This window comes from Sphingomonas sp. SP4 (assembly GCF_058313375.1).
Window position 1 is genome coordinate 159,711 of the sequence record NZ_JBZFLE010000002.1, and the last position, 12,917, is coordinate 172,627.

Below are 12,917 nucleotides of genomic sequence, written 5' to 3' on the forward strand. Positions count from 1 at the left end.
GTGTATTATAGCAATAGTACACTATGAAGTCCATACGGTCTTCAAAGGGTCCACTTTCGACCAAACCGGACGTTAGGTCGCCCGCGCTTGATCGTTATTGATGACGGGTGCGGAAAGGCGCGCTTCGGCCTCGTATTGGTGTGCTAAGTCTAGGCAGACAGCGACCATCACGCTGTCGCTTTCGGATTCAGCGAGCCTGCGGAATATGCGGGCGAGAGCGGTACACTGATCCCTGCGCGTGAACATGCGAGACCAATGCTCTCAGATGACGTTCGTTGCGAAATCCCACTTAGGTTAGGAACGCGCTCTCGAGCACCTAAGCCCTTGGGCGAATGTCTGCTTTCGACTCAATGCGGCCTAGCGCGCCTGCCAGCCCGCCGGCGTGAGCGTTCCAATCAGTCGGTTCTTCAACCACAACTCACACTTGTGCGCGTCTGCCTTCAACGCGCGGGCCTTTTCGATGGCTTCGTCGTCGCTGCTCGCCTCGATCCAATCCGCCAGACCGATACTTCCGTCGGCGTCCAAGCAATAGATTCGGTAGTCTGCCATTGCTTTTCGGCCCAGCTGCCGAGACCGCTTATACGACACTTCTGGATCGAAATCGAAGCCGGGCGCTAATGTCCGCAATGGGTCGAAAGCATACATGAAGCGTCAGGCGTCAAACTCTTAAGTCTGGTGCAAATTCCTTAATACTGATCGGATTGACGAGCCTTGGACACTTCGTACTTGCCACTTTGAGGCTGCCCCACTTGGGACAGTCTCCGGCTCGGCGTCCGGGGCCCCCGGCGTCGGGCCGTTACATTCCGAAGTCTCCGAAGTTTCACCTACGGACACCTACGAATGGCGACTGCGGGCACTCAGGCGTAGAGCATCGCTTCCCCGCCTAAGGTCTGGCAGATGTCGCCTAGGTTCAAGCCGCTCGTAGCCAGCGTTTCTGAAGGCGATCTTCGATGCCACTCCGAAGTCTCAGACATACATCTGCTACGCGCCGTTCACTTCTGGCAGCGGCCTGAAGGTCGGCGCCACATCCAGAAGGCGGCGTTCTTCGTCGGATCGGTCACTCTGGGCTTCGGCGTTGGAGCTGCGTGGCTGAGTGTCGGCGCGAGCTTGACGGGTCTCATCGTCACGTCAGTCCTACCGATGCTATTTTTGTTCGCGTTCTTTCGCGCCTAATCGGCGTCTTCACACCTTACAGAATTTCCCTAATCGAGAGCTTCCCACCGACGCTTTATAAGCGTGATGGGCTCGCCTTCATGCACCCCTTCCAGGGTAGGGAGCCTAAATGGTGGCCCGGCTGTCCTCCCGGTGGTCGGGTCGCCGGACCTTACTGTGGCGCACGTGATACGTCCTTGGTTGGGAGCCTGGATGACGTACTTTGTGAAGGTAATTCCACAAGCGAGAAGGGTGCGTATTCACGAAGAATGGTGCGAGTACTGCCGCCAGGGCCAAGGCAGCTCGCGAGGGCAAGGCCAAGCTAACGGATATTGGTCCCCGCCATTTGAAAACCTCGGATCCGCTAAGTCCTTCATGATGGCTCTGGAATACAGCGATAGCGGCTTGTGCTCAGTGTGCGAGCCGTGAACGTGAGCTAAGCGAACGCTCGGGCGACCCGCCAAAATGTCTGCAATGGGTGGAAAGCGGACATTAGGGCCGATAGGCTCTCGTCATGCCTTCCTGGGTCAAGCGCATCCTGCTCAAAAACGGAGAGCTGCTGACGGAGCGCGAGCTACCGTCGGACGAAAACAGGTTTGATGGTCCTCCGCCAGTCGTTGGCGACGTACTCACTGTCACAGCAAATGGCCGTGCGTTCGAGGCCAAGGTCATTTGGGGAAACTGGCCGGACCGTGAACACGGCGACGCGGAAGTTCCGATTAGGGTGGAAGAGCTCTAAGCCGCCACGGTCTGCTTTGGGTGGGAAGCGGACCTTAGCCCTCGGATCGATCTGCGCAGTTTTTCGAAGAGAACCGCGCCTCACCAACCTCGATGCGGTTCTTCCGCAGATAACGCACGCCAAGGAACGCTGCGATCACGAGTGCGACTAGAAAAGCGGCCAACATGACGTTCCACAGCAGCTGTCCCGGCTCGGAAAACTCGTCCCAGAGCAGCCATGCCACCAACAAGCCCACGAGGAACACGAGCAGCGCCACGTCTCCTCTAGTCTGCGGTGCAGTGCTCAAGGCTATTCCCCTTTCATGGGTAAACTAACCTGGTTTCTCGCGTCCGCAACGGGTCGAAACATACGCAACGCTAACGTCGCATTTGGGTGGAAAGCGGACGTTACTCTGGCTCGACCCAATCCGTCCGATCAGCGTCGGTGAGCCCCGTTCTTAAAACCCACCAAAAGCGGTAGACGACGAAGCCGAGCCACGCAGCCAAGAACAGTGTGGCTGGGATCCACCACCAGTTCCCAATGAGGGGGACGCCCAAGAAGGGCAGGATCGCAATGAGCACTACGAACGTGCCGGGGCGACCCGCTTGCGTCGCGAGGTCGCGATCAACGAAACGACGCAGCCGATTGTATGCCGTCATAGCTCGAACATGACGCTAGCGGTCAATGTCGGCAACGGGTCGAAAGCGCACGTTCCGGCTCAACTTCGACCAAAAAACGAAACGAACTCTTCGAAGAGCAGCGGGACGGTCTCGTCATTCGCGTCGCGCATGAACTCTCGCGCCAGTTCCCGCTCATCCATGTCGATGACCAGGAAGTCACACAGCCCGATCTGCCAGAAGCTAATGCTCCCAAGTAGTCCGGGCGTTTCCACAACAAGCCCGAAGGATGGATTGGAGCCTCCGGAGGGCCTTCCATCGTTAAACTCGGTCACGAGGCCGTCGCTACTAAGGTCGTGGCCTTTCGACCTTAGCCACTCAGCCCAATCATCAAATGCGAACATGGGCTCGTGTCTCACGGGGGCCTAACGTCCGCAATGGGTCGAAAACGGACATTCGGTGAGCTTCCCGTTAACTGCACTGCCTCACCCGAGGCTAACGCGCATAAATTAACGGCACCTGTGACCAGTCATCGCTCTATAGGCAGGGTGAATGCATACTTATCGCCTCTTCAAGCTCGAACCCGGCGGCTGCGTTACCGACGCCCAATGGATCGAGGCACGCGACGACCAAGATGCAGCGAAGCTCTCGGCCGACTTTGGTGAAGGCTGTAGATGTGAGATCTGGGAGAGAGATCGACTGGTTGGGATGAGCGAACCATTCGGTGCAGGAACGCCGACATTTTGCCCGCGCTGGCCTGACAGTCCGTCACCGTACGCTGAAGAGTAAGTGACCCCGCACTAAAGGTTGGCAATGGTTCTTAACGTCGGCTGCATCGGGAGCAGACGCTACACCAGTGTCCACAATGGCTGAAAACCGGACACCGCCAACGGCCACAGCAAGAAAAGAGCAGATGCCCTTCATTTCCATGCTTCTCCATCAGCCATAGGACCCATCGGAGCGCTACATTCGTTGATGCCTCATGCGCACGTTCTATTTTCACCTCTTCGACGATGAAAGTTTTTGGGACTGTGAGGGCCTTGAACTCAGCGATGATGCCGAGGCCGTTCGAAGGGGAACAACCGCAGCGCGAGAAATGGCCGCTCAAAGTGTGCGGGAAGGTCACCTTGTCCTTAGCCATCGCATCGTCGTTTGTGCCGAGGACAATCGCTCGATCAGCACCATCCGTTTCGGCGACGTAGTCAAGGTTCAGGACTGAACTTCGGCAAACTGACAGCTCACCGATTAGATTGTCTCAGGCCGCCTCATTTCAGCCGGGTCACCGCTCCAGGTTCGTCGCGTCTGACGGCCGATATCTGTATGGCGATCGAGGCGCCTGATGTGCAGATAGTCAGGGTTGAATAGCCCAATTCCTTGAAGGGCAAGCAAATCAGGAATCGTCAGCCTGCGCTTCTCAAAAAGGATTAGGCCCGTTCGCCTGAGTTCCTGGATCGAGCGGTTTACATGAACTGCCGTCAGACCCGTCGTTTCGGCGATGTCATTCTGGGTCAGCGGAAAGTCGCACGAGAAACCATCAGTCAAACCGACAGACTCCAAGCGCAGGAACAGTTCACAGAAAAGATGGGCTATCCGCTCCCGAGCCGTGCGTTGACCGAGGTTGACGATCCATTCGCGGTGAATCGATTTGCTCACCAACTCCACCCACCAGAGCGCGGTTGTAATGTTCGGGAAATTGGTGACGACGCGATGGAACACTTCGCGCCCAACTTCTGCTACCCTCAATCGCGTTATCGCGCCGATGGAATGGTCCATGCGATCGAGAATGAAGAGATTGAGGTCGCACAGATCGCCCGGAATCGCATAGTCCACGATTTGCTTGCGTCCGTTTTCCAACGATCGGTAATGACAGGCCCAGCCATCCAAAATGACGTAGATGGAACGCGGCGCATCGCCCTCGCAGATGAGGTCGCGCTTGGCTGGAATTGTGTGGGTAGATTGGGTGCAGAGGCGCGCCAGTTCAGCGCGATCCGGATCGGTAAGGGGGGTGTATTCTTCAAGACGACGGGTCAGCGCATTCGGCAAGGCGCAAAACTCCATCCTTCGAACTCAGGGTGTGATTCCTAACATACAGCTGTCGGCGAAACGAACGAAAATGAAATGTCGCTTTCACCGAGGGCGTACATTCCGCCGAATGCTAGGGCCGGCCGCGACTGCTTGTCACGCGCGCTGTCCTCGCCCCGCATAGTCGTCGCGAACTGTTTGTATGGCTTCGCGTACGTTCATGGCGACGCCAATTAAGCGGAGACGATTGCTGCATTGCTAATGTCCGCAATGGGTCGAAAGCGGACATTTCAATTGCTCCAGAATCAACGCCGAGTATTCGATCCTTTGATCGGCCATGCTAATGCCGACACGTGAAGCTAGTATCGTCGCGTGAAGCTGTGGACTTTCTTGCGCAGAGCGCACCCCGCCCATGGGTTCATCGCTTGCTAAAGTGGATGATTTTCGATGGGGAACTTGATGCCTTCGTCTCTGAAGGTCGCATCCAACCCTACTCGACCGTACTTAATCTAACAGGCCCACTGCGAACGAGGGGCATGTCGGCCGACGCGCTGGTCCAAGCCATAAATGACGAGTTCGAACCCTCAGTTGCTGAGCAGCTGATCGGCAAGAATAGCTTTGAGCGAGTTAATGACGAGTTGATCGTTTGGCAGTCGGAGCAGGGGCATGACACTGTCGATCCGGGCTGGATAGTGTTCGCCTCAGAGATTGAATGGGATTCTGGAATTGTGAAAGTCGATTGGTTTCCAGACGACCCCGAAATTCAGCGATGGCTATTCCCGAGTGGGGAGTTTCTCGATTGCTCCAACTTCGAGGGAGCCGATTTCGAAGCTGAGTTCCGGGGACTGGCTTTCAGCGCCGCAGCTATAGAGTTGATGCTGCCAAATCAGCGCCTGGATTCGAAGTTTATCGGCGAAGTCAACGCTAGCGCAGCCACAGTTCGCCTTGGTCGACCGCAAAAGTGGGATTGGGAAGGAGCACTCTCGCACGTCATCACTCAAGCACAAACCCCAGACGGCCTTCCCACGGGGCATGGTTCTCAGGCTCGGCTAGAGGAAATGATCGCCGACTGGTTTATAGTGCAGACAGGCGAGGCTCCTGCTCAAAGTCAAATTCGCAACCGTGCTTCGAAGATCGTGCAAGGTCTTCAAAAGGCCTAATTTGCCAAAAGGCTATTTGAGCCTTTTTCGCTCCTTTTCGGCCGCGATTCAAACTTAGGCGTGCTCATGTTCGTGTGCACCCGCTGGCACGTGCCAGCCGCACAGGAGATAAGACATGGAACCGCTTGCTCTTTCGGTGAACGACACGGCCAAGGCCCTTAGCCTCGGTCGGACTTCTATCTACGCGATGATCGCCGATGGTCGCCTAAAAGCCTTCAAGCTCGGCAGGCGCACTCTGATCAGGATGGACTCGATCCGCCGTATAGTTTCGGCTGGGGCCTAACTCCGTGGGCGCCCGTCGGATAAACCCGAACCTAGTCAAGATCCACCACAGCTATTCAGCTCGTGAATTGGCGCGTCGGCTCGGTGTCCACAAGAATACTGTGCGCCATTGGCAGCGGAACGGCCTTAGGCCGATCGATGACAAGCGTCCTTACGTGTTCGATGGGGCTATTGTCCGGGAGTTTCTCAAATCGCGAAACGAGAGCCATAAAAAGCCCTGCCCTGTTGGGACGATGTATTGTTTTGGCTGCCACGAACCCCGGCGGCCTAGTCCGACATCGGTCGAATATGCTTCAACGAGGGTCAGCGCAGGCAATCTTCGCGCCCTATGCAGTGAATGCGGAACAGTGATGTGTCGGCGAGTGCGGCAGGATGCGATTGCCGCGGTTCTGCCCGGATTGCTGGTCCAAATCAGACAGGCGTCGTCACGATTAAATGGGGGTTCCTCCCCTTCCTCAAATTGTGACTTGGAAAGGCAAATGCTGGCATGAGTAAGCACAACGCCTCGAATGTGCGGATCAAGCGCGAATATTTAGGCTACCTCAAGCAAGCGAAGGGCCGCGATGACGCGACAATCGATGCCGTTGCCAAGTCTCTCGCGCGGTTTGAGGAATCGACCGGGTGGAAGGACTTCAAACGTTTCCATCGCGGACAGGCAATAGCCTTCAAGGCGAGGCTCGCCGAAGCCCTCAATGGCAGGACCGGAGAACGGCTCAGCAAGTCGACGATGCTTTCCACGCTTCGTAATTTACGGGAGTTCTTTTTTTGGCTCGCGCATCAGCCGGGTTTCAAATCTCACGTCGGCTATGCCGATGCAGACTATTTCAGCCTGAGCGGGAAAGAAGTTACGGTCGCTCGTGCACGGCGCGAGAAGTCCGTGCCCACACTTGAACAAGTTGAGCTCGTGCTCCGTATGATGCCAGCACGAACGGCTCTAGAGCGCCGCGACAGAGCCTTAATAGCGCTGGCCACGATAACAGGCGCACGGATCGGTGCCCTCTCGAGCTTCAGACATGGGCATGTCGATCTCACCGAAGGCTACATCCAACAAGACGGTCGAACCGTTCAGACGAAGTTCGGAAAAACCTTTCCGACTTTCTTCCTTCCGGTCAGTGAGGAAGCGCTCGCGCTCTTCACCGCTTGGCACCGCGAGCTGGAGCGCGACCACTTCTGGGGTCCGGCCGATCCACTGTTCCCGGCAACTGAAATCGCTCTGGATCAAGATGGTGCCTTTACAGCCTCGGGCCTGTGTCGCCGCGCGTGGTCAACGACGGGTTCGGCAAGAGACATTTTCAAGCGAGCGTTCGCAGCTGCGGGCTTGCCTTACTACAATCCCCACTCATTTCGAGACATGCTCGTGCGCCATGCCTTCACGCTCAATCTCAGTCCGGAGCAGATGAAGGCTTGGTCGCAAAATCTCGGACACGCGGACGTGCTCACAACTTTCACGAGCTACGGCCAATTGCCGTCGCATCGACAGGGCGAACTGATTCGGCAGTCGGCAAATGCGTCCGTCGCCAACGGAATCACCACCGCCCAACTCGCTGCCGTGAAAGCATTGATCGGACGTATTGAGGGATCGGGCCTTTCCGGCTGAACTGAGAAGGTTTCAGGCGCTCGCGAGCCGGACCAGGTTGCCGCTGTCATCCGAGCAATAGGCGGCCCACGCATCCAGCAGTTTCCGACGTAATTCCATGAACTTGGCGCGCTGATATGCTCTCACGACCGCGTCAGGAACGCGATGCGCAAGCGCTGCTTCGGCTACAGCTTCGGGAATTGTGGGCATTTGCTCGGCCGTCCAGGTCCGGAACGCGGCCCGGAATCCATGAACGGTGAACGGGCCTGCCTCGGCCTTTACAATCTTGAGCAAGGCCATGTCGCTAAGGGCCTGCCCACGAGTGCCGGGGAAAATAAGATCGCTGGATAGCGACCGAAGCGGCTTAGCTTGCTCCAACAGCGCCAGAGCGGCCGGAGATAATGTCACGACATGAACCTCCCCTGCCTTCATCAGTTCAGCCGGACGCGTCCATGTGGCCGCTCCAAAATCGATCTGTGGCCAGCGAGCCTTGCGCACTTCGCCAGACCGAGCAGCCGTCAGAATCGTGAATAGCAGCGCAAGCCGGCCTGAAGTGACGGTCTTTGCGCGCAGTTCAGCAACGAAGGCCGGAACGTCAGGATAGGGCATCGCGGGAAAATTGCCCGAGCGCGGCTGCCTGCCGAGCGATGCGCGCGGGCTAATGCTGGGCGCGCCGGTTGTGCGCCAACCCTTCACCTTAGCATAATCGAGCACCGTCCTGATGCGCTGACGCAGCTTCCGGGCAGCGGCTGGCTTCTCATGCCAGAGGGGTGCGAGCACTCCCACAATGGCATTTTCGTCCACGCTATCTACAAGCAGCCGTCCCAGCTTGGGTAAGGCATGCCGCCTAAGTGAAGCAGAGAAAGCCTCGGCGTGGCGCGTGCTCCAACGGCTTGGCGGTCCCTCGTCATGGCAAGCGTCGGCGGCGGCCTCAAACGTGGGAATTGCCACCTTGGCCCTATCACGCTCTGCAATCGGGTCTCGACCAGACTTGGCGACCTTGCGAAGCTCGCGCGCCTTGTCCCTAGCCTCCTCCAACGTCAGCTCGGCTGTCGATCCTAGCCCAATGTCGCGACGTCGGCCCTGAACTTGAACGCGGAGCACCCAGGACTTGGCCCCAGTGACGGATACCAACAGGTAGAGGCCCAGCCCGTCCGCATGACGGCCCTGCTTCGCGAACTTGACCCGGGTCGAATTGAGCTTCGCCATCGTCCTACTCCCTCATTCGCTCCCTCACTTTATTCTGGTTGTTGGCGAACGGCAATGAACGAGTGCGAAAGATTAGCATATATTTTCACGAGGAATGAGTGATTTGATCGGACATCAGTGAACAGTAGCGAATTGGAGGTTTAGATCCACGCGGGGCATCCAACCGAAATTCGCGTGCGTCTGAAGCGAGAGCCGCGACCGGCCTCTACCAAGCATGCGTAGAATCATGGATAGCGCGTGAAGGCGGGCCATCCATAATCGCTGGATGCCAGCTCCCTACACGTCGCCACTTCGCTGCCGGAGCGCCGGCAGATGACCGCTCAGGACATCATTCGCTTGCTGCTCGTTACCAGCGTGATGGTGCTCGTCCTCGGCGTCGGACTGCAGGGCCGTTGGGGCGATGTCACTTATGCTCGAAGGCACCCGGATCTGCTCTGGCGGGGCTTCGCAGCGGTCAACGTGATCGTTCCGGCGGTTGCGGTTATTTTGTGCCTGCTCGTTCCCATTCCATTCCTGACCAAGGTCGCGATCGTCCTCATGGCGGTTTCCCCGCCTGCGCCCTTCGCTCCCAACAAGATGCTGAAGGCCGGAGCCGATACCGCCTTCGTCAGCGGGCTTTTCATTGTCCTGATTCTGTCCGCGATCGTCCTCATCCCTGTCACGGTCGCCCTGCTGAACCCCGTTTCTCCCGAGAAAGTCCACGTCCCCGTAATCAAGGTCGCGGCCTTCATCTTGATCACGATGTTCCTGCCGTTGATCATCGGGATCGCTGTTGCGAGCAAATGGCCGAAGTTCGGTGCAAGGGCAGCGCCAATAGCAAGCCACATTGCGTTCGGCATTCTCATCCCGGTGGCGCTGTTCGTCGTTTACAAGAAGATTGACGCAGTAGTTGCCCTCATCGGCGATGGAAGCGTCGTGACGATGTCTGCCGTCATTATCGGAGCAATTCTCGGCGGACACTGGCTCGGAGGAAGGAGCCCGGAGCACCGTGCGGCGATGGCTCAGGTGGCGGCAACTCGTCATCCCGGCATTGCGGCGATGATTGCCCAAAGAAACTTCAACGACCCGCACGTGCTCATGGCGATCGCGCTGATGCTCTTGATCAGCATGGTGCTTTCAACGGGCTACGCGATCTGGGAGCGGAAGGCTTCTGGTCACGCCAGACCTGCCAGCGCGCACTGACCGCAGGTGGAAGACTTCCTCATCCCGCTCGCGAAGACGGTTTCCACTGCCATCGATATAGTCATGGTGGCGGTGATTGCCGTCGGGTCGCTGGTCACCCTCGTCAATTTGATTCTTCATCTAATTAGCGGCGAACGGCTGCCCTCCCACATAAAGTCGATATGGACGCGCTATGCGGCCTGGATTCTGCTGTCGCTGGAGTTTGCACTCGCGGCTGACCTGATCGACACAGTCGTCGCGCCGGACTGGACGACCATCGGCCAATTCGGAGCGATAGCCGGCATCCGCATCGTCATGGGCTATTTCCTCGGCCGAGATATCTCCGAATATGGCGATTTGACGCCGGCGCGAGCGCGTCGAAATAGAGACGGATCCTCTTCGCGCGCTGCATCCGGTTAATCCCGGATAGCTATCGGCGCCACGCGGGGCAGGTTCGTCCGAACAACAGCCCGGATTAACCCGATGGAGCAATTCGGCCGATGGCTGATCTTCACGCCGCTTTGGCTGGTGGCGCTCGGCCTTATCGCTGGTCTGTTCCTAAGCGCCTTGCTGGGATGGTGGCTGCGCGGCCGTGGTGTTGGCGCAGCTGCTGACAAGGGAGCAACCGATCAGGAAGGTTATGTGCTGACGGCAGTCAGCGGCCTCCTCGCCCTGCTGATCGGGTTCACCTTTGCGATGGCGATCGACCGCTTCGACACACGCCAGAACCGCGTCCTCGAGGACGCCAACGCGATCGAGTCCGCATATCTTCAGGCGCAGCTTCTGGGCGAGCCGCACCGCTCTCGCATCAGCTCCCTGCTAATCGCTTACACCAAGAACGCCATTGTGCTCGCCCGGACAAAGCCCGGCCCCAAGCGCGAGCCGATCCGTGAACACGGCGAACGCCTCAAGGCCGAGCTATGGAACGCCACTGCCATTGCGTTTCCGGCAGTTCCAAACACGGATTTTGCAGCTGGCTTCGCACTGCAAATCAGTGAGATCTTAAATCTCGACGCGTCCCGCGAAGCTGGCCGCAGCTCACACGTGCCGGCCGAGGTTTACGCCGTACTCTTCTTCTACCAGCTCGTTGCCGCGGGCGTATTCGGCTTTGTCATGACAGGCCGAAGGGGCCGCGAGACGGCCGCGTCCCTCCTCCTGCTCTTCGCGATTTCCGTATTGCTCGTGATCGACATCGACCGGCCGACAACTGGCCTGGTAAGGGTGCCGCAGGATTCGATGATCCGGCTCTGGGACACGTTCCGCGCACACCCGCCGCGCACTGCGAGCCTGCAACCTGCCAGATCCGTCCAATACGCCTCCCTAAACCCCTAGATCATTTCAAGGGAGAATCCCCGATGTGCGGGGCCGCGGATTAAGACCAAGGCCGGGCCTCCCACCCTACGCGCCGAGGAGCGATCCATGCCGTCGAAGAAACCCAATATCCTCATCCTTTGGGGAGACGATATCGGTATCTGGAACATCAGCCATTTCAGCCGGGGCTCGATGGGTTACCGCACCCCGAACATCGACCGGATCGCCGAGGAAGGCGTCACCTTCACCGACTATTATTCGCAGCAGAGCTGCACCGCCGGGCGCGCCTGCTTCATCTGCGGGCAGAACCCGATCCGCACCGGCCTCACCAAGGTCGGCATGCCTGGCGCGAACGTCGGCCTGCAGAAGGAGGATCCGACGATTGCGGAGCTGTTGAAGCCGCTCGGCTATGCGACCGGGCAGTTCGGCAAGAACCACCTCGGCGACCGCAACGAATATCTTCCGACGGTGCACGGCTTCGACGTCTTCTTCGGCAACCTGTATCACCTGAACGCAGAAGAAGAGCCCGAGCTTCCGGACTATCCGAAGGACCCCAAGTTTAAGGAAATGTTCGGGCCGCGCGGCGTCCTGGACTGCAAGGCGACCGACAAGGACGACGCAACGATCGATCCTCGGTTCGGCCGCGTCGGCAAGCAGACGATCAAGGATACCGGCCCGCTCACCAAGAAGCGTATGGAAACGATCGACGAAGAGATCACCGCCCGTGCACTCGAATGGATCGAGGAACAGGCCAAGGCCGATCAGCCCTTCTTCCTTTGGTACAATTCGACGGCGATGCACTTCCGCACGCACGTGGCCGAGAAGAATCTCGGGAAGAGCGGCCAGGATCCGTACAGCGACCGGATGGTCGTACACGACGAGCAGATCGGGGAAATTCTCGACAAGCTCGATGAGCTCGGCATCGCCGACAATACGATCGTGATGTACTCGACCGACAACGGGCCGGAGAATGACACTTGGCCAGATGGCGCAAGCACTCCTTACCGCGGTCAGAAGGACAGCAATTGGGAAGGCGGCTGGCGGGTCCCAAGCTTCATGCGTTGGCCAGGTCAGATCAAGGCTGGCTCAGTGTTGAACGGCATCGTGTCGCACATCGATATGCTGCCGACCCTGCTCGCAGTGGCTGGTGCCGATCCCGACGATATCACGAAGAAACTGCTGGACGGCTACAAGGTCGGCGACGTGACCTACAAGGTCCACCTCGACGGCCACAACCAGCTTCCGTACATCACCGGCAAGGCCAAGGAGAGCGCACGGAATTCGCTGGTGTACTTCAGCGACGACGGCGAAGTCGTTGCGGTGCGCGTCGGCGATTACAAGTTCAACCTCTGCGTCCAGAGAGCGAACACCATGCAGCAATGGGCCGAGCCATTCATCAAGCTGCGTGTGCCTCACATCGTCAATCTGAGGCGCGACCCGTTCGAACGAGCCGACTTCAACTCAAATACCTATTGGGACTGGGTGGTCGACCACGTTCCGCAGATGTACCTGATGCAGGCCGTCATCGCGCAGCAGATCGAGGACTTCGTCAAATATCCGCCGCGCCAAAAACCGGCTTCATTCAACCTGGACACTGTGATGGAGCAGGCGCAGGCAATGGGTAAGGCAGCCCAGGGCAACAAGCCCCAAGCTGACCCAGCGAAGAGTTCAGCTCCGCAGAAGGAGCCTGCACCTGCCAAGTAGCCTGT

Annotated in this window: 17 protein-coding genes; 10 read left to right on the forward strand and 7 right to left on the reverse strand. The window is 58.2% G+C overall.

Going from position 1 to position 12,917, the window contains the following annotated elements; translation table 11 throughout:
- Window positions 1-72: 72 nt before the first annotated feature.
- Entirely contained in the window at window positions 73-246 is a 174-nt protein-coding gene (locus AC4GYV_RS10040; RefSeq protein ID WP_491100570.1) for a hypothetical protein, read from the reverse strand.
- Between the two features lie 111 nt (window positions 247-357).
- On the reverse strand, window positions 358-549 hold the full coding sequence (locus AC4GYV_RS10045; protein WP_491100571.1) for a hypothetical protein: 192 nt from the start codon (window positions 547-549) through the stop codon (window positions 358-360).
- A 1,117-nt stretch (window positions 550-1,666) separates the two neighbouring features.
- On the opposite strand from AC4GYV_RS10045, the gene AC4GYV_RS10050 reads away from it, so the two are divergent.
- Window positions 1,667-1,891: a hypothetical protein gene (locus AC4GYV_RS10050; RefSeq protein ID WP_491100572.1), complete on the forward strand. Its 225-nt coding sequence runs from the start codon at window positions 1,667-1,669 to the stop codon at window positions 1,889-1,891.
- Between the two features lie 34 nt (window positions 1,892-1,925).
- On the opposite strand, the gene AC4GYV_RS10055 is transcribed toward AC4GYV_RS10050, so the two are convergent.
- From AC4GYV_RS10055 to AC4GYV_RS10065, 3 genes are all read right to left on the reverse strand, one after another.
- On the reverse strand, window positions 1,926-2,177 hold the full coding sequence (locus tag AC4GYV_RS10055; protein ID WP_491100573.1) for a hypothetical protein: 252 nt from the start codon (window positions 2,175-2,177) through the stop codon (window positions 1,926-1,928).
- A 100-nt stretch (window positions 2,178-2,277) separates the two neighbouring features.
- Window positions 2,278-2,529, reverse strand: a complete 252-nt coding sequence (locus AC4GYV_RS10060) for a hypothetical protein (protein WP_491100574.1) — start codon at window positions 2,527-2,529, stop codon at window positions 2,278-2,280.
- A gap of 59 nt (window positions 2,530-2,588) precedes the next feature.
- On the reverse strand, window positions 2,589-2,891 hold the full coding sequence (locus AC4GYV_RS10065) for an immunity protein TriTu family protein (protein WP_491100575.1): 303 nt from the start codon (window positions 2,889-2,891) through the stop codon (window positions 2,589-2,591).
- Window positions 2,892-3,469: 578 nt separating this feature from the next.
- On the opposite strand from AC4GYV_RS10065, the gene AC4GYV_RS10070 reads away from it, so the two are divergent.
- Complete coding sequence (locus tag AC4GYV_RS10070) at window positions 3,470-3,706, forward strand: DUF6894 family protein (RefSeq protein WP_491100576.1); 237 nt, start codon at window positions 3,470-3,472, stop codon at window positions 3,704-3,706.
- A gap of 26 nt (window positions 3,707-3,732) precedes the next feature.
- Here the strand turns inward: AC4GYV_RS10070 and AC4GYV_RS10075 are convergent, their stop codons facing one another.
- Window positions 3,733-4,530: a Crp/Fnr family transcriptional regulator gene (locus AC4GYV_RS10075; RefSeq protein WP_491100577.1), complete on the reverse strand. Its 798-nt coding sequence runs from the start codon at window positions 4,528-4,530 to the stop codon at window positions 3,733-3,735.
- 515 nt (window positions 4,531-5,045) lie between these two features.
- Here AC4GYV_RS10075 and AC4GYV_RS10080 point away from each other — a divergent pair.
- The 4 genes from AC4GYV_RS10080 (at window position 5,046) to AC4GYV_RS10095 (ending at window position 7,548) form a co-directional block, all read left to right on the forward strand.
- Window positions 5,046-5,669 carry a hypothetical protein gene (locus tag AC4GYV_RS10080; RefSeq protein WP_491100578.1) on the forward strand — a complete coding sequence of 208 codons (624 nt, stop codon included), beginning with the start codon at window positions 5,046-5,048 and terminating at the stop codon, window positions 5,667-5,669.
- A 115-nt stretch (window positions 5,670-5,784) separates the two neighbouring features.
- Window positions 5,785-5,952: a helix-turn-helix domain-containing protein gene (locus AC4GYV_RS10085; RefSeq protein ID WP_491100579.1), complete on the forward strand. Its 168-nt coding sequence runs from the start codon at window positions 5,785-5,787 to the stop codon at window positions 5,950-5,952.
- A 4-nt stretch (window positions 5,953-5,956) separates the two neighbouring features.
- Entirely contained in the window at window positions 5,957-6,442 is a 486-nt protein-coding gene (locus AC4GYV_RS10090) for a helix-turn-helix domain-containing protein (RefSeq protein ID WP_491100580.1), read from the forward strand.
- Window positions 6,439-7,548 carry a tyrosine-type recombinase/integrase gene (locus tag AC4GYV_RS10095; protein ID WP_491100581.1) on the forward strand — a complete coding sequence of 370 codons (1,110 nt, stop codon included), beginning with the start codon at window positions 6,439-6,441 and terminating at the stop codon, window positions 7,546-7,548. The genes AC4GYV_RS10090 and AC4GYV_RS10095 overlap by 4 nt, the downstream gene beginning before the upstream one ends.
- A 12-nt stretch (window positions 7,549-7,560) precedes the next feature.
- Here the strand turns inward: AC4GYV_RS10095 and AC4GYV_RS10100 are convergent, their stop codons facing one another.
- Complete coding sequence (locus AC4GYV_RS10100) at window positions 7,561-8,736, reverse strand: tyrosine-type recombinase/integrase (RefSeq protein ID WP_491100582.1); 1,176 nt, start codon at window positions 8,734-8,736, stop codon at window positions 7,561-7,563.
- Window positions 8,737-9,048: 312 nt separating this feature from the next.
- Between AC4GYV_RS10100 and AC4GYV_RS10105 the strand changes: the two genes are divergently transcribed.
- From AC4GYV_RS10105 to AC4GYV_RS10120, 4 genes are all read left to right on the forward strand, one after another.
- Entirely contained in the window at window positions 9,049-9,918 is an 870-nt protein-coding gene (locus tag AC4GYV_RS10105) for a bile acid:sodium symporter family protein (protein ID WP_491100583.1), read from the forward strand.
- Between the two features lie 6 nt (window positions 9,919-9,924).
- Window positions 9,925-10,317, forward strand: a complete 393-nt coding sequence (locus tag AC4GYV_RS10110; RefSeq protein ID WP_491100584.1) for a DUF1622 domain-containing protein — start codon at window positions 9,925-9,927, stop codon at window positions 10,315-10,317.
- A 63-nt stretch (window positions 10,318-10,380) separates the two neighbouring features.
- Window positions 10,381-11,229, forward strand: a complete 849-nt coding sequence (locus tag AC4GYV_RS10115) for a bestrophin-like domain (RefSeq protein ID WP_491100585.1) — start codon at window positions 10,381-10,383, stop codon at window positions 11,227-11,229.
- An 87-nt stretch (window positions 11,230-11,316) separates the two neighbouring features.
- Window positions 11,317-12,912 carry an arylsulfatase gene (locus AC4GYV_RS10120; protein ID WP_491100586.1) on the forward strand — a complete coding sequence of 532 codons (1,596 nt, stop codon included), beginning with the start codon at window positions 11,317-11,319 and terminating at the stop codon, window positions 12,910-12,912.
- The last annotated feature ends 5 nt before the right edge of the window (window positions 12,913-12,917 follow it).